The sequence below is a fragment of the Listeria innocua genome, assembly GCF_028596125.1.
Lineage (GTDB): Bacteria > Bacillota > Bacilli > Lactobacillales > Listeriaceae > Listeria > Listeria innocua.
On record NZ_CP117229.1, the window covers coordinates 62,461 to 77,494 of the forward strand.

Here is a 15,034-nt window from a genome sequence, read left to right on the forward strand (position 1 = left end):
TGTTAATGATGGGTCTAACAGATTTCTGGAAAACACCTACTGAGAAAAAACGAGATGAATACGATAAGCTGCATGACTATCTAAAAGATGCTCTCAAAAAACATGATGAAAAAATGGCAGAAGTAAAAAGTGATTTGAGTGCGTATAAAAAAGGAATGCCTGATATGCCGAGCAAAGGTATTCCTGCAAATCCGTTTGTAGAAAAAAATGAGAAAGTCTTAGAGCAGCTTGAAAAATATATAGATAAAGAAAAAGATAAACGTGCCAGTTTGAAAAGTGCTATTGATACAGCTTATAGAAAATATTTAGAGTATAAAGCATTGGCCATAAAAGAAGAAAAAGCAGAGCAAGCAAAGAAAGAGAAGGAGAAAAAAGAACGAGAGGAGAGGCTAAAGAATGGGTAATGTGAAAATTGATGCCGCAAAAGTTGCTGAAGCTAAAAAATCGGCTGCCATAGTGGAAAAAAGCTTAGAATCAACACATAAAAAATGCAAATCAGTTATTTCTTATGTAGAAGGCGCATCTTGGAGTGGTAAATCGCGGGACGCTTTCCTTACCTTCATGGAATTAATTGAAAAGTATCATGCTGATGTGAAGAAAAACTATAAAAAGCAAAAGAAAGCATTAACTTCCTTAGAAGATTATGTAGAGGATTTTGAGAATACTTCATACTTCAAGGATGTGAAAAGACTATGACAGTGGAAACGATAGACGTATTTTCCCCTGTTGAGTTATACCTTTTACTTTCTCCAATCGATGCGCAACACTTATTTGGTGTTCCTGACAAGCTTACTTTTTTATTAAAGGGAGAAGATGTTTTTGCTGAAGGGTTTGACCGGCTCAAGAGTAAAGGGATATTAAATAATGCAGGCGAGCTAACGGATGGCGGCGGCTTTTTGATTGATTCCTTAATTGAATATTATCAAAGTAAAAAGTATGTGCGTATGAACCAGTTGATGTTTGCTTTTCCAGAAAAAACACCCAATGAACTACTTGTAATGATTGAGATAACTCCTCAAAGAGAATATCGATTTGAACGAATGAATAAAATTTATGCGCTAGAAATGATAAAAGATTTCTTTCCGCTCATTCGTAGAGAACCTGGTGAAAGAGAGACTGAGTTTCTAAAAGAAGAATTGACTAATGAAGAGCGTAAACGAGCAACTGCTTTTGATCCGGAGAAAAATTTTATTAGTATGGAATTCTTTCATGTGGATGAGGAACCAAAAGAAAAAAACAATGCTAAATATTACAAACAGTACTTGGCATTTGAGATGGAAGACAAATTAATGATGATAGATGTTGTAAACGATACCTATTACCATGGAAGTCAGTATGCTTTATTAAAATTATTGTTTGATGAACTTGAATTTCCTTATGAGGAGGCTAAATAGATGGCACAACAAACGATGGGCGGTGCAGGAGCCGCTTCTACAATAGATATTAATCCAGATGAAATGACTCATATTGCCAAAGAGCTACTAGCTATTGCCAATGAATTTGAGGGTGTGATAAAACCAGCAATAAATCAGTTAAAAGCAAATAAGTATTTAACCAAAGGCAAAGCAAAAAAAGCAATGGATAAAGTACCTAAAGCGAATGAACGTGTAATGGAACTTCAAGACCAATACAATATGGCGTCCTCTGTTGTGTTTGATATACTCCAAACCATGGTTGATGCAGACAGAGATATTGCCGAAAAAATTATCGCAGCTTTAGAGGTATAAGGAGGCCAGATGAATGAAAGAAGTCAACTACCGAGAAGACGACTGGCGTGAAGCCAAAAGTGCCCTCGCCCCATTTGCCGCAGCGAATTGGGTAGGCGGTTTATTCAATAATTTAGAAAAAGTATCGAAAAATATGGAAGAAGCAGAAGAAGATATCCAAGAGTTGGACTCAGATCGCGCGATTTCGTTTCAACATACTAACTATCGCGGGAAGTACAGCGCCATCGAAGACGATTTGATGGTGTTATATAAGTTTAGTTGTCATGCAGGGGAAAAGATGGAAACCCTGGTAGACCAACCGTTTTATGAGAAGTTGGACGCGTTTGTGGATGGCATGCAAGATTTGAGTATTTCGACGTATTCTACCACCAACCGGATTGGTGCGAAGTCGAAACAAACGTACATGTCTTCTTACGGCAATCAGCCACAAGTAATTGAATCCGTGAAAGACAATGCGACGATCGAAGACTTACTAAACGGAGACAACTTCTACGCAAACCAAATGCAACTACAATATAGGGACTGGCAACGAGCGAATCCAAATCAAGATGTGAGTAAGAAAGACTTTCAAATGGGGATGTTACATAGCCGGGCATTTGAATATAAATCGATTAAAGATGAACAACAAGAGAAAGAGTTTTGGGTCAACATTGTGGCAACCGTGGTGATTGTGGGTGTCAGTATTTTCTGCCCACCTGCCGGCCTTGCCTTAGCCGTAGGATACGGGAGTTTAGAAGCTGGTTCGGCGATAAGTGGGAAGGACTGGGTATCTGGCCGAGAACTAAGTACGGAAGAACGGGCGCTCCGTGGCGGTTTAGCGCTGCTAGATATCGTTCCAGGTGTGAAAGCATTGAGCACAGGAGCGAAAGCTGCCAGTGCCGGCTCGAAACTTGTCCGCGTAGGCGATAATATTTTAGTAGGTAGCAAGAACGTCGGCAAAGGAACCATCGACAATGGCATTCAAGCAGGGAAACAAGCGATGGATCTCCGGTTGGCCAATGCGAAAAAAGTCAGCGAAGCCGTCCAAAAGAAACTCACCAAAGACCTCGACGATATTAGCACGATGGCCAAGACCATCCAAAACAAAACCAAAGAAACCTTCACGCTTCCACCGCGTGAGCAAATCGCCTTTGCGGGAGGAGGCAGTATCCCGGAACAAAGTGCCGCTGGAGCCGCCTCCATAGCTGCGAAGAAAAAGCTGAAAGATATTATGCAAAACATGGATAATTTGAATGTGAAGGGCGGCGGTAAAGCTGGTATAATTGAGGGTGCAGAAAATAGTGGAAAATATCTAGATGATATTGAAATTCCTGATAATATGAAAAAGTGGGATTATCCTCCAAGTAAAGAGTTGTTTAAAAAATATGAAGAAGTATATAAGAATCCGAAGTATTATAATCAGGAAACTGGAGCGATTAATTGGCCTCCAAATAACGGTTTTATAGGAGAAACGCATGAAAGACTTGCGAATGTGGGAGAATTTTTTGATAGATATGGAGAGCCTAGTGGGGAATTTTTAGCAAAGTCAGGCTTTTCGTTTGAGGAACGCGCTCTAGCTCCACATAGTGAAACCTCTATTTACTATAAATATAGAGTAGAAAAACCATTCAAAATTATAGAAGGAGAAACAGCTCCTTGGTTTGATCAAAAAGGAGGAGCAACACAACTTTATGGGATAACTGAGGATGGTACTGTATTATCTGTAGAGCAATTAATAGATGAAGAATATTTAGAATTAGTTAATTAGGAGGTATTTTAAATATGATAAAAAAACTAGTAGATTTTTTAGGTGAAGATAGATACATCGTTGATTCTGATAAAGATAGAAAAAAAATAGAAGTAAGAGAACGAGCAAATGGTATTGTAAATCAAGATATTATCTTTGTTTTAGCCTGCAATGAATTAAAATACGAGCTATTCAAATTGTCTAGAGGTACTAAAACAAAAATTATGACATTACATGATAAAGAAGTAGCCATCTTTTATTTTGGAATAATGATTAAAATGAGCCGATTTAAAACGATTTGTCCTAGACCGGAACTTAAGAACACTATTTCCAACGAGATAGAGGCAAAGAACTGTCTGTCAAGATTTCTGGATTCTAACTTGTTCGAAATAGAAAATTATAAGAAAGATGCCATTTGCCTTATTAACGAAAAAAATACTTATGTAGTGGGTTATTGTGATATAGATATGATTTTTCATACAATAAGTAATGATAACTCTAGTTTGACAATGGGAGCTAAAGTTCTAGCTAATTTCACCTGGAAATATATGTATTTTAAACAAATGATTAAAGAATATGCCATAGAGTTAGATCAGAATCAAGTGGATTATAAGGCTATTTTACGTAATTTGTTGAATCTTAAAAATTAGACCTTAAGTAAAGGTGAGTCTAATGAGCAGTATACAGATAAAGCTATATCTGTTGCTGACGGAAATCCTAGAATTTTGGAAGAATTATTAGGACTTGAACCTATGAGTTTAGGAGAAAATCCTGTGTTACTAGATATAAAAAAACCACCAATATGAGAGTGCCTAGTGGTAATGAATCAGGTGCTTGGCAAAGTTTTTGGGAACCAGGAGGATCCACAAGTGGTGGAATACCTGAAGCTGTTGTAGATACAATTAAGAGGATGAATATATTGCTAAAAATGTATTAAAATGATGGAAGGATAAATTTTAATGGAAAAAATTTATAGAGGAAATGGATTCGCAGTAATAGAAAGAAATGGAGAGTTTCAAATAACTTTCCCTAAAGGAGTAACTTGTGAACCAGTATTCTTTCCCATTACAAAAGCGCTGATGGGAAAAGCGTTCAAGTCATGAGACGGTGCCTATGAAGTAATGAAATATGCTGAAACAGGTTTATGGCCAGAGAAAAATACAGAAGAAGAGTAATTTTATAAAATAAAAAGATACTTTATCTTCGGTTTGGTATTGGAACGTAAAGTCGTGAATAGTAAGAGCAAGCTCGCTAATCAAGTTACCAATAAATAACAAGGAGACAAAATTGATGGATTATAATTTAAAAGAATATAAAAAAATTTTAGAAGAAGATATTTATTTACGGGGTTATCAAGAATTAAGATACGCTATATTCGAAGGTGAGAAAAATAATCGACAAGAATATCAAGTTAGAATTGAGAAGAATGAAGCTAAATTTGAAGTTTATATGACAGCTGATAGAGCTAGTGTAATGGGGAAACATGAGTTTAATAATGTTTTTGATGCTATGGATAAATTTTTAAATATTATGCAAAGTAGGATTTTATCGAATCGTCGAAGAGTGAAAGACGGGGAACCACCAGAATACTCCTGTCCGTTATGGGATAATTAAGAGTGGAAAAAAGAATATCTTAAGAGAATGTAGAGAACTGTATTGATAGAAATGACCTAAGCACAGGTGAATGTCCTTAGGTTATATTCTCTTTTCCGCTTGTGTTTTTTTGAATATAAACCTTGTGATATGGGGAGTTTCTTCTAAATCCATAAAGGAGTAAAGATGATGAACATTTCCAGCATATACAATAAAATTGAAACAGAGTTTTCTATTATAAATGATGCAAATAGCCTAATTTCTATTGCTGTTCGAGGAATAAATCACTATCCAGAGAATTTTGTTAAAGTAATATTGAACAAGCGGAGTGGTTACTTTGACTTAATGAATATGGTAAGAGGAAAAGAATATACGGTGGCTTCGTTTTCAGAAGAGGATAGGGCGATAATAGCAGTATACATTTATGGAAAGAATAAACTGGAGTTTAAAGACTATAATTCGAATATTAAAGATGAGATTGATAAGGCGCAGTCACTTGAAGAAATTAAAACAATTTTTATGCTTGTTTTTGGAGAGCGATACTACTCTTTTTTTGATAGGAGAAAAGGTAGAATCGTGTTAGAAAAAGAAAATAATGACAGGTACAATGTTTTGTATTACGGGAAAGATAAATCCGTAATATATATTACTAAATCAAGAAAATTAAACATCGCGGCTAAAGTTTTATGTAACTATAGTTTAGATTTAAAACATTTTTATGAAATAATTGAAAAACTTGAGCTAGAGGAAGATTTTAAGTTTGTAGAAGAATTAAAAAAGCTGTATTTATTTGGTCGCAGTGACTGTAATTCAATAGATTAGGTATATAGAAAATCGATTCAAAAAGTTAAATGGGATGTTAACCATATTGATTAATGTGAGATCCAGAAGAACTCAGACAAAAACCGCTATTCCAACCTAGGAAATCGGATACCAGATGAATGAAAGAAGTCAACTACCGATAAGCCAAAAGTGCCCTCGCCCCATTTGCCGCAGCGAACTGGCTGGGCGGCTTATTTAATAATTTAGAAAAAGTATCGAAAAATATGGAAGAAGGTATCCAAGAACTGGACTCTGACCGCGCGATTTCCTTTCAACACACCAACTATCGTGGGAAGTACAGCGCCATCGAAGACGATTTGATGGTATTGTATAAGTTTAGTTGTCATGCAGGGGAAAAGATGGAAACCCTGGTAAACCAACCGTTTTATGAGAAGTTGGATGCGTTTGTGGACAGCATGCAAGATTTGAGTATTTCGACGTATTCTACCACCAACCGGATTGGTGCGAAGTCGAAACAAACCTATACAACTACATCTGGCGGTTCGCAAGTCATCGAGTCCATCAAAGAAGGTGCGACGATCGAAGATTTGATGAACGACGATAACTTCTACGCAAACCAAATGCAACTACAATATAGGGACTGGCAACGAGCGAATCCAAATCAAGAAGTGAGCGAAAAAGACTTTCAAATGGGGATGTTACATAGTCGGGCATTTGAATATAAATCGATTAAAGATGAACAACAAGAGAAAGAGTTTTGGGTCAGCATTGTGGCGACCGTGGTGATTGTGGGTGTCAGTATTTTCTGCCCACCCGCCGGCCTTGCCTTAGCGGTAGGATACGGGAGTTTAGAAGCTGGTTCGGCAATCAGCGGGAAGGACTGGGTATCTGGCCGAGAACTAAGTGCGGAAGAACGAGCGCTCCGTGGCGGTTTAGCACTGCTAGATATCGTTCCAGGTGTGAAAGCATTGAGCACAGGAGCGAAAGCTGCCAGTGCCGGCTCGAAACTTGTCCGCGTAGGCGATAATGTTTTAGCAGGTAGCAAGAACGTCGGCAAAGGAACCATCGACAATGGGATTCAAGCAGGGAAACAAGCGATGGATCTCCGGTTGGCCAATGCGAAAAAAGTCAGCGAAGCCGTCCAAAAGAAACTCACCAAAGACCTCGACGATATCGGCACGATGGGCAAAACTATCCAAAACAAAACCAAAGAAACCTTCACACTTCCATCGAGAGAGCAACTCGCCTTTGCGGGAGGAGGCAGTATCCCGGAACAAAGCGCCACCGGAGCCGCCGCGATAGCCGCGAAGAAAAAGCTGAAAGATATTATGCAAAACATGGATAATTTGAATGTGAAGGGCGGCGGAGAGGGTGGTACAATAGAAAAAATCGGTAAAACTAATGAACTGAAAAGCCCATCGTCAATTGCAAGGAGTTGGCAAGGGGGCGGTAAATATCCAGGAGTGGATGACTATGAGGACATTGTATTGAAAGTGGGGGATGTCATTTACAGAGGAGAGCCAAATGGATCAGAATACTTTACCACTAAGGAAGTCATAGAAAATGCTGATATTAGTGCGACTAAAATTTTTGAAGGATTACAAGTCGAAAAACATCCTATTTATGGCTATCGGAAAAGTATGACAGGGTATAAAGTGAATAGTGAAGTTGATGCAGCATCTGGATTTACGAAAGCTAATCCACAATTTGGTGAGGGTGGAGCACTTCAAGTTTTTGTTCCAAATGTAAATGAATTAATAGAAAAAGGCATTTTAATACCTATTGATGAGATAAAATTAATTGATTGAGGAGCTAAATAAATGTTAAATACTGTAAATGGAGAATTGAAGATAAATGATGAATTGATTGTTCATCCTGAATATCAATTTGATGAATTTAAGAACACAAAGTATTATGATGGACAAGACGGGATTAAAATAATTTATCTGGAGAAAATACAAAAAATTGATACGTATCATTACTTTGTAAATTTATTTTTTAAAGAAAAGCAATTATATAGTGTTTCTCTTATTAATTGTGATCAAAACATTTCTGAATCTAATGAAATAGATAGGAAAACAATACACGATAAAATATTAAGTGAGAACGGTATTCAAAATAATGTAAGTTATAATTGGGGAAAAATAATTTCTGAATATGATCCAAGAAGTAATATAAGTAGTATAGATATTTTTTATAATATAAGGTAATGCATGCAAGGAGTTCGTTATATGCTACTACCTATTTATCAACAGTTTGACAATTTTGTATAAATAGTAGGGAAAAGTCAACTACTCTGTGTTCTTTAGGAACTACTTGAGCAGCTTTAGAAAGGGGATTGCTAACTATGAGTACAAAATTTGCTAAATACAAAGAAGTTATTTATAAAGTTAGTAAAATTGGTGATAATACAGTAAGACTTGTTAGTAGTAATGAACAAGATATACAAAAGGGATTTGTAAAGAAAGAATACCCAGATAACTATTTAAATAAAGAAAAATTGCCAGACTTATATATATGTGAAGTTGACTTTTCTTGTATAAAAGAGCTGTATGAAATATCAGATATAGTCGTGTATAAAGAAAAGGAATTTGAATCTATTACTGAAACCAAAGATTTTTTTAGAATTGGTACTATAAATACAGAAATAGCTAAAGAATTAAATTTTGAAAGAACTGATAAATATTATTATGAAAAATGGGTACCGAAAAATGAAGTAAAGATTGAGAAGGAACGAAAAAATATACCTTTAAATTAACTTAATGAGCACTTATATTAAATGGATGATTGCTTCTATTGATTAATGGAAACTTAGAATAAGGCTTGGACGATAACCATGAAGAAAATGCGAGGACTCATGCGAATATGAGAAATAGAATTTTATTTCAAAGACTTAGCTAGCGTTCAACAAGGAGAAGTAGTACAAGTATTTGGAGCTGGTGGAGGAACTCAAATTCAACTAGGAACAGTAGTTGATTGGTATGAAAAATTGAATCTTTTAAAGGAGATAAAATAATGAGTTATGATTTAATGGAATATAAAAAAATTTTAGAAGAAGATATTTATTTACTGGGTTATCAAGAATTAAGATACGCTATATTCGAAGGTGAGAAAAATAATCGACAAGAATATCAAGTTAGAATTGAAAAGAATGAAGCTAAATTTGAAGTTTACATGACAGCTGATAGAGCTAGTGTAATGGGGAAATATGAATTTGAGGATATTTTCCAAGCATTTAACCAATTTTTAAATATTATGCAACTTACAGTCTTGTCAAATCGTCGAAGAGTAAAAGACGGGGAACCGCCAGAATACCCCTGTCCATTATGGGAGAAGTGAAAATTTAGAGTACAAAAGAGTAAACAGGATTGTAATTGCTAAACTCACAAGTGATATTGAAAATAGATTTATTAAATTGTTGTCATCCAAATAAACTTTTACGGAAAACTGGGATTGGTAAGAATGGTTGTAGATAGTGCTGCTTTTTATTAATAATCATAGAGAAAAAGAAACTAAAGTAGCATTAAAAACCAACAAAAAAGCAAGTGACAAATTTCTATAACAAATTTCAAATAGAGAATAAAAACCAACTACATACGGGAACAAGTAGTCTAAGATGGGGGAGAGAATCTTAGGCTACTTAGCATATGCAAGAGTTTACATTTCTACATGCATCTACCAAAAAACATCCATGTTAATTTTCCTCGCACCCCCAACCCCCACACCTGCTATACTAACTCCATCCTAACAAATGGAGTTGAAACCAATGACAAAAAACTTTAAAAAACTAAAATCCCTACACGAACTCCCCGCCCCACTAACCCTCTACAACTGCTGGGACGTCGCTTCCGCCAGAGCAATTCAACAAGGAGGAGCATCAGTAATAGCGACAAGCAGTTATGCAATTGCAGAGTCACTCGGCGTAGTGGACGGGGAGCATTTAACTTTTGACGAGATGTTTTCAGTTATTTCGCGCATTGCCGAGAATGTGAGTTTGCCGCTGACGGTGGATATAGAGACTGGATATGCAAGAAATTTGGAGGAACTGGCTCAGAATGTGGAGCGGTTGCTGGCGATTGATGTTTGTGGCGTGAACGTGGAAGATCAGCTTATTGGTGCTGCAAATCCGGGGTTATGCAGTACTGAGGCGCAATGTGATAAAATCAAGACAATCAAAGAAACGGCGGCGAAAATGAGCAGGGAAATTTTCATCAATGCGCGTACAGATGTCTTTTTCCAAGGGCGAGATGAGACGGTAGACTTGGTGGGAGAAGCGATTAACAGGGCAAAGGCATACAAGGAGGCTGGGGCGGATGCTATTTTTATCCCGGGTCTGTTATCACCAAAATTAATTCGCGCATTTGTTGAGAAATCACCACTTCCAGTCAATATTATGATGATGGATGGGATGCTCTCAGTCGAGGAATTACAAAAAATCGGTGTGAAAAGAATCAGTTATGGACCGTTTAGTTTTTTTCAGGCTAATTTAGCGATTCAGCAGGAAGTTGAGCGTATTTTCGAAGGAGGGAAAGTCTTGTGATAACGAATCAGCGGGATATTGATAAATATTACGATATGTTAGTGGAGAAAAATTCGAATTATGAAGGCGTATTTTTTGTCGGAGTGAAAACGACGGGAATACTTTGTCGTCCAACGTGTCCGGCGAAGAAACCTTTAAAAGAAAATTGTGAGTTTTTCAGTACAGCCAAGGAGGCGTTACTTGCATCTTACCGGCCTTGCAAGCGTTGTGAACCGCTCTCCAATCCGACGAAATTGTCTCCAGCTGTGAAGTTACTTGTCGATGCAATTGAGAAAAATCCGGAGAAAAAATGGACTGATAAAGATTTTGATGAATTATCCATTAGTGCAAATACGGCGCGGCGCCAGTTTAAGAAGCAGTTTGGAATGACTTTTATTGAGTACGCGCGTTCGCGGCGGCTTGGACTTGCTTTTAAGCATATTCGGAGCGGGGATTCGATTATTAATGCGCAACTTGATAGTGGTTATGAGTCTGGTAATGGGTTCCGAGATGCTTTTTCAAAAACGATGGGAGATGTTCCTCATAAATCAAAAGATATAACGATTCTGTACTCTGCTTGGATTGAAACTAAGCTAGGATCAATGTTGGCAATTTCCGATGATGATAAATTACTTCTGCTAGAATTTGTTGATCGGAAAGGATTAGAAACTGAAATAAAAAAGCTGCGAATGCGATTGAAAGCAGCAATTTCCCCTGAAAAAACAGCGGTAATTAAGCAAATGGAAGAAGAATTAGGGAGATATTTCGATGGCGAGCTAGTTGATTTTGAGACACCAATTCGTTATATTGGCTCTGAATTTCAACAAAGTGTTTGGAATGAACTGCGACGAATTCCGGTAGGTGAAACGATTTCGTACAAAAGGTTGGCAGAAAAACTAGGGCGACCAACAGCGAGTCGAGCTGTGGCAAGAGCAAATGGGGCTAACCAATTATCCATCATCGTCCCGTGCCATCGTGTAATCAATACTAACGGAGCATTAGGAGGTTACGGCGGCGGTCTTGCCCGAAAAGAATGGCTAATTAAACATGAAAAGATGGTTCCAAAGTAACGCGGAACCATCTTTTTTCAATTATTTAACCCGTATTCCAAACAACGGCATCAAGGCAGGAGCATGAGAAAAATCAATGCTCACACCCTTCAAATCTTGCGGCATCGCAGTAATCGACTCAAAAATGCAAGAACTAAGATCAATCCCATTTAGCGCACAATTCAAAAACTGTGCTTTATTCAAGTCAAGTCGTTCCAAATAGGTGTCGACCAGTTGAGCCCCGCTAAAATCGCTATTCGTATACGCGCCCGCCTCAAATGCCACCCATTTCAAGTTAGCATAGCGAAAGGCAACATAATCCGCATAACAATCAACAAAAACGCAATTTCTAAGTGTAGCATCACTGAAATTCACACCAATTAATTTACAATTTTCAAAACGTACCCGATGAATAACGGCGCCCATTAAATCTAAATTCGACAAATCGCAATTTTTAAATACGACATCAGTCAAATTCGCACTTACAAGAGAAACCGAATCAAAAACACAACCATCAAAAATAATCGTTTCTAAATGAAAATGCTCGAAAATTTCCCCAGTTAGCGTCGTTTTTCTAAAGATTTGCTCACTAACTTCTCCAATATCTTCAATAAAATATGTATCATTCGGATAAACCGTCAAATCCCCATCAGGAATCCGCGGCGCAGTAATTTTTTTCATGATTTCAAACCTCGCTTCCGTTTCCATTATATCGTATTTTGCCAGGAAAAGGTGCGTAAAATCGTTTACCTTTCATAAAAAACGGATTACAATGAAATAAGGGTAAAAATGGCACTGGAGGAGTGAAAGAGATGACAGCAAGCGTATTTGTAGCAGGAAAATTACTACCAGAAACGATGGAAGCTCTAGATAAATGGGATGTAAAAACGTACAAAGGCAAAGAAAATATTACGGAGTCTGAGCTAATAAAAAACGTTACGGATGTGGAAGCAATCATTTGCCCACTTTCTTCACCAATTACAGCAAAAGTACTGGAATCTGCTAAAAATCTTAAAATCGTAGCGAATATTGGCGCTGGTTTTGACAATATTGATGTAAAAAAAGCGCAAGAGCTGGGCATCGCGGTAACTAACACACCGGATGTATCCACGGAAGCGACAGCGGAATTAACTCTCGGATTGATTTTAGATGTGGCGCGAAGAATTTCAGCAGGTGACCGTTTATGTCGTGAAACACCTGAGCAATTTAAAGGGTGGGCGCCGACATTCTTTTTAGGTACGGAATTAAGCGGTAAGACTCTAGGAATTATAGGTTTAGGGAGAATCGGTCAGGCTGTTGCAAAACGCGCGGCTGCTTTTGGAATGAAAATCATTTATTCTGGGCACCACCCGAAAGAAGCAGCGAAACAGTGGGATGCGGAGTTTGTAAGTCAGGATGAACTATTAAAGCGCAGCGATGTTGTGACGATTCACGCAGCATATAGTCCGAGCTTGAAACATTTACTCAATGAAACTACACTAAATACAATGAAGTCGAGTGCTTTTTTAATCAATGCGGCTCGCGGTCCTGTTGTAGAAGAATCTGCATTAATTAATGCGCTCGAAAAAGGTGTTATTGCTGGTGCTGCGCTTGATGTATTTGAATTTGAACCTAAAATTGGAGCTGAACTAGGCAAACTAGAAAATGTCGTTTTAACACCACATATCGGTAATGCGACCGTAGAAACACGCACAGAAATGGGTCGAATGGCCATTTCGAACGTTGAAGCAGTTTTAGCAGGAAAACAACCATTACATTCCGTTTACTAAGTTAAGAAATACAGTCATGGCAAGGTGCTGTGGCTGTGTTTTTACACCAAATTATGATATAATGTTTTTTGTCGGAATACGACGAGGGTTGTTAGCTCAGTTGGTAGAGCAGCTGACTCTTAATCAGCGGGTCGGGGGTTCGAAACCCTCACAACCCATATATGAAAACCGCCTAAACAAAGCGTTTAGGCGGTTTTTTGTTTGTAAACTTTTAAAGTAGCTGGTATATGTCGAAAAACATTCCGTTCATCATATTTTAGTTGTACAGTCCGTCTTCCTGTTATATCCTTATATAAGTACATAAATACATCATAGAAAGAGAGCTAATCCATGAAGATGAAGAAATGGTTCACCGTAATTTTGGTAGTAGTAATTTGCTGTGCAGTAGTATTCGGAATAAAGTGGTTGTTATATAGAGACAACCTTGTAGAAATGATGAAAGTTGACGGCGTTCTATATATAGTGACGTACGAGCCGGCACAAAAAAAGGATGCTTTGGAGAAAATTGGTGAGATAGAGCATAGAATTCGCCATTACCGAATACCAAATAAAAATTTCACCTCTAATTATTTAAGTGAAGGAACAGAACTTTATAAAGCGAAAAATGGGGATGAGATTCCAAGGACAATTCTGTTTAAAGAGAACGGAGAATATTACATTGCATCGGAAACTATGGAGCAAAAATAGCAGTTTTTTAGCAAATTTTGATTGAAGTCAAGCTTAAAAATGGTGCTTCTAGTTGTAAAAAATGAAAATTATTAATAAAAATATGACAATATAAACTATTGGAATAGTACAATAGTGATGGTTTTAATAAAAAAAGAAGCGTTATTTGATGAAATTTTATCGAATATCGCTTCTTTTTTAGCTATTTTGATATTGTTTGAGGAAATCGTTTTTTTTTGGTTCTTTTTGTTAATTAAGTTCTATCAATGATTTTGAAGTTTTCTGAGATTTTGTTCAAACGGTAAATGTTACGAAATAGTGTCTAAGAGAGTGTCTTTTCTCGTAAATTAGGTGTAATTGCCTGTACGAAAATATTTTGTTTTCTAAGATAATAAGTTTGTGGTGGAATTTCAGAAAGGATGATTACACAAATGAAGTATATTGAATACCATGATTACATTAAAAGAGATGCGATTATTTACGCTTATTTACTTGATAACTTTTCTTATGTTTGCAAGCAAATTAAAGCATGGGAAAGCATTACGATAGATAGAGAACACGTATTGTTAGTAAAAAGCGGAACATTAATTGAAGAAAGTGATGGAAAGAAAAAAGGAATCGTTCGCTGCTTCTTTCAAAAAAATCTCATTTTCCCAACTAGAAATCCAGTGGTATTAAAAGCTCTAGAAACTTCTGAAATTTGTTTAATAAGTGCAGAAGGTGTATTTGGAAAGTTGGAAGAAGATCAAATTTTATCAAACTTCTTCTTACAAATAGCAGAAAAAAATGAACAAGATTTAAAGAGGCAAGCGTTACTTGGTATTGAAAACTCGAAAAATAAAGTTGTCTCTACTCTCAATTTTTTATTAGAAAATAACTTATCTAATACCACATTACCAGTTTTCCCAGAATGGCTTCAAATAAATATTCTGGCCAAATTAGCAAACTGCTCCATTTCCACGATATCTTCTACTGTAAATGAATTACACAACAAAGGAATGCTGGATATTAAATCTTCTCCATGGAAACTTAAAGGACGCGAAATGAGACTTGAATACTTTGAACGAGATGTTCAAAAAGTAGCGGATTAATTTAAAAAGAAAACAAGAAATGAATGTTTTCTAATGGTACAAGACTTGAAGCAACATCTCAAGTTCTTTTCCAAGCATAAAAAATATACACACAAACGAGGTGGAAGTAGG

The 15,034-nt window shown here is 36.9% G+C and carries 17 protein-coding genes, 1 tRNA gene and 1 pseudogene; 18 read left to right on the plus strand and 1 reads right to left on the minus strand.

Annotation, left to right across the window (positions count from 1 at the left end; translation table 11 throughout):
* The first annotated feature begins 8 nt into the window (after positions 1 to 8).
* From PQQ29_RS00855 to PQQ29_RS00920, 14 genes and pseudogenes are all read left to right on the plus strand, one after another.
* Positions 9 to 404: a hypothetical protein gene (locus PQQ29_RS00855; RefSeq protein ID WP_003727547.1), complete on the plus strand. Its 396-nt coding sequence runs from the start codon at positions 9 to 11 to the stop codon at positions 402 to 404.
* On the plus strand, positions 397 to 696 hold the full coding sequence (locus tag PQQ29_RS00860) for a WXG100 family type VII secretion target (RefSeq protein WP_010990175.1): 300 nt from the start codon (positions 397 to 399) through the stop codon (positions 694 to 696). The genes PQQ29_RS00855 and PQQ29_RS00860 overlap by 8 nt, the downstream gene beginning before the upstream one ends.
* Positions 693 to 1,394, plus strand: coding sequence for a DUF5081 family protein (locus tag PQQ29_RS00865; protein WP_010990176.1), 702 nt, complete (start codon positions 693 to 695; stop codon positions 1,392 to 1,394). Before PQQ29_RS00860 ends, PQQ29_RS00865 begins: the two co-directional genes overlap by 4 nt.
* Complete coding sequence (locus PQQ29_RS00870; RefSeq protein ID WP_010990177.1) at positions 1,395 to 1,727, plus strand: hypothetical protein; 333 nt, start codon at positions 1,395 to 1,397, stop codon at positions 1,725 to 1,727. It abuts the gene before it with no gap.
* A gap of 13 nt (positions 1,728 to 1,740) precedes the next feature.
* Positions 1,741 to 3,474, plus strand: a complete 1,734-nt coding sequence (locus PQQ29_RS00875; RefSeq protein ID WP_187983798.1) for a ribonuclease YeeF family protein — start codon at positions 1,741 to 1,743, stop codon at positions 3,472 to 3,474.
* A 14-nt stretch (positions 3,475 to 3,488) separates the two neighbouring features.
* Positions 3,489 to 4,103, plus strand: a complete 615-nt coding sequence (locus PQQ29_RS00880; RefSeq protein WP_010990179.1) for a hypothetical protein — start codon at positions 3,489 to 3,491, stop codon at positions 4,101 to 4,103.
* Positions 4,104 to 4,743: 640 nt separating this feature from the next.
* Positions 4,744 to 5,067, plus strand: coding sequence for an Imm59 family immunity protein (locus PQQ29_RS00885; protein ID WP_010990180.1), 324 nt, complete (start codon positions 4,744 to 4,746; stop codon positions 5,065 to 5,067).
* 168 nt (positions 5,068 to 5,235) lie between these two features.
* Positions 5,236 to 5,868 carry a hypothetical protein gene (locus PQQ29_RS00890; RefSeq protein ID WP_010990181.1) on the plus strand — a complete coding sequence of 211 codons (633 nt, stop codon included), beginning with the start codon at positions 5,236 to 5,238 and terminating at the stop codon, positions 5,866 to 5,868.
* Positions 5,869 to 5,987: 119 nt separating this feature from the next.
* Positions 5,988 to 7,637, plus strand: a pseudogene (locus PQQ29_RS00895) (ribonuclease YeeF family protein).
* Positions 7,638 to 7,649: 12 nt separating this feature from the next.
* Entirely contained in the window at positions 7,650 to 8,039 is a 390-nt protein-coding gene (locus PQQ29_RS00900; protein ID WP_003759583.1) for a hypothetical protein, read from the plus strand.
* A 137-nt stretch (positions 8,040 to 8,176) separates the two neighbouring features.
* Positions 8,177 to 8,587 carry a hypothetical protein gene (locus PQQ29_RS00905; RefSeq protein ID WP_010990182.1) on the plus strand — a complete coding sequence of 137 codons (411 nt, stop codon included), beginning with the start codon at positions 8,177 to 8,179 and terminating at the stop codon, positions 8,585 to 8,587.
* 257 nt (positions 8,588 to 8,844) lie between these two features.
* Positions 8,845 to 9,168, plus strand: a complete 324-nt coding sequence (locus PQQ29_RS00910) for an Imm59 family immunity protein (RefSeq protein WP_010990183.1) — start codon at positions 8,845 to 8,847, stop codon at positions 9,166 to 9,168.
* A gap of 427 nt (positions 9,169 to 9,595) precedes the next feature.
* The gene (locus tag PQQ29_RS00915) at positions 9,596 to 10,369 is read left to right on the plus strand and encodes an isocitrate lyase/PEP mutase family protein (RefSeq protein WP_185325177.1); all 774 of its coding nucleotides are present in this window, start codon (positions 9,596 to 9,598) and stop codon (positions 10,367 to 10,369) included.
* Positions 10,366 to 11,418, plus strand: coding sequence for a bifunctional transcriptional activator/DNA repair enzyme AdaA (locus PQQ29_RS00920; RefSeq protein WP_010990185.1), 1,053 nt, complete (start codon positions 10,366 to 10,368; stop codon positions 11,416 to 11,418). The genes PQQ29_RS00915 and PQQ29_RS00920 overlap by 4 nt, the downstream gene beginning before the upstream one ends.
* A gap of 21 nt (positions 11,419 to 11,439) precedes the next feature.
* Here the strand turns inward: PQQ29_RS00920 and PQQ29_RS00925 are convergent, their stop codons facing one another.
* A complete protein-coding gene (locus tag PQQ29_RS00925) occupies positions 11,440 to 12,078 on the minus strand; it encodes a pentapeptide repeat-containing protein (RefSeq protein ID WP_033838317.1) in 639 nt (212 codons plus the stop codon).
* Between the two features lie 131 nt (positions 12,079 to 12,209).
* On the opposite strand from PQQ29_RS00925, the gene PQQ29_RS00930 reads away from it, so the two are divergent.
* The 4 genes from PQQ29_RS00930 (at position 12,210) to PQQ29_RS00945 (ending at position 14,923) form a co-directional block, all read left to right on the plus strand.
* Complete coding sequence (locus tag PQQ29_RS00930; RefSeq protein WP_010990187.1) at positions 12,210 to 13,166, plus strand: 2-hydroxyacid dehydrogenase family protein; 957 nt, start codon at positions 12,210 to 12,212, stop codon at positions 13,164 to 13,166.
* An 85-nt stretch (positions 13,167 to 13,251) separates the two neighbouring features.
* Positions 13,252 to 13,324, plus strand: a tRNA-Lys gene (locus tag PQQ29_RS00935).
* Between the two features lie 172 nt (positions 13,325 to 13,496).
* Positions 13,497 to 13,853 carry a hypothetical protein gene (locus PQQ29_RS00940; protein ID WP_003759730.1) on the plus strand — a complete coding sequence of 119 codons (357 nt, stop codon included), beginning with the start codon at positions 13,497 to 13,499 and terminating at the stop codon, positions 13,851 to 13,853.
* Between the two features lie 410 nt (positions 13,854 to 14,263).
* Complete coding sequence (locus tag PQQ29_RS00945; protein ID WP_010990230.1) at positions 14,264 to 14,923, plus strand: cyclic nucleotide-binding domain-containing protein; 660 nt, start codon at positions 14,264 to 14,266, stop codon at positions 14,921 to 14,923.
* The last annotated feature ends 111 nt before the right edge of the window (positions 14,924 to 15,034 follow it).

Bases quoted from the DNA above. Each gene is read 5' to 3' on its own strand.
- PQQ29_RS00865 (WP_010990176.1), top strand. From the start codon at position 693: ATGACAGTGGAAACGATAGACGTATTTTCCCCTGTTGAGTTATACCTT.
- PQQ29_RS00940 (WP_003759730.1), top strand. From the start codon at position 13,497: ATGAAGATGAAGAAATGGTTCACCGTAATTTTGGTAGTAGTAATTTGC.
- PQQ29_RS00905 (WP_010990182.1), top strand. From the start codon at position 8,177: ATGAGTACAAAATTTGCTAAATACAAAGAAGTTATTTATAAAGTTAGT.
- PQQ29_RS00930 (WP_010990187.1), top strand. From the start codon at position 12,210: ATGACAGCAAGCGTATTTGTAGCAGGAAAATTACTACCAGAAACGATG.
- PQQ29_RS00855 (WP_003727547.1), top strand. From the start codon at position 9: ATGGGTCTAACAGATTTCTGGAAAACACCTACTGAGAAAAAACGAGAT.
- PQQ29_RS00910 (WP_010990183.1), top strand. From the start codon at position 8,845: ATGAGTTATGATTTAATGGAATATAAAAAAATTTTAGAAGAAGATATT.
- PQQ29_RS00925 (WP_033838317.1), bottom strand. From the start codon at position 12,078: ATGAAAAAAATTACTGCGCCGCGGATTCCTGATGGGGATTTGACGGTT.
- PQQ29_RS00875 (WP_187983798.1), top strand. From the start codon at position 1,741: ATGAAAGAAGTCAACTACCGAGAAGACGACTGGCGTGAAGCCAAAAGT.
- PQQ29_RS00900 (WP_003759583.1), top strand. From the start codon at position 7,650: ATGTTAAATACTGTAAATGGAGAATTGAAGATAAATGATGAATTGATT.
- PQQ29_RS00885 (WP_010990180.1), top strand. From the start codon at position 4,744: ATGGATTATAATTTAAAAGAATATAAAAAAATTTTAGAAGAAGATATT.
- PQQ29_RS00945 (WP_010990230.1), top strand. From the start codon at position 14,264: ATGAAGTATATTGAATACCATGATTACATTAAAAGAGATGCGATTATT.
- PQQ29_RS00880 (WP_010990179.1), top strand. From the start codon at position 3,489: ATGATAAAAAAACTAGTAGATTTTTTAGGTGAAGATAGATACATCGTT.
- PQQ29_RS00870 (WP_010990177.1), top strand. From the start codon at position 1,395: ATGGCACAACAAACGATGGGCGGTGCAGGAGCCGCTTCTACAATAGAT.
- PQQ29_RS00890 (WP_010990181.1), top strand. From the start codon at position 5,236: ATGAACATTTCCAGCATATACAATAAAATTGAAACAGAGTTTTCTATT.
- PQQ29_RS00915 (WP_185325177.1), top strand. From the start codon at position 9,596: ATGACAAAAAACTTTAAAAAACTAAAATCCCTACACGAACTCCCCGCC.
- PQQ29_RS00860 (WP_010990175.1), top strand. From the start codon at position 397: ATGGGTAATGTGAAAATTGATGCCGCAAAAGTTGCTGAAGCTAAAAAA.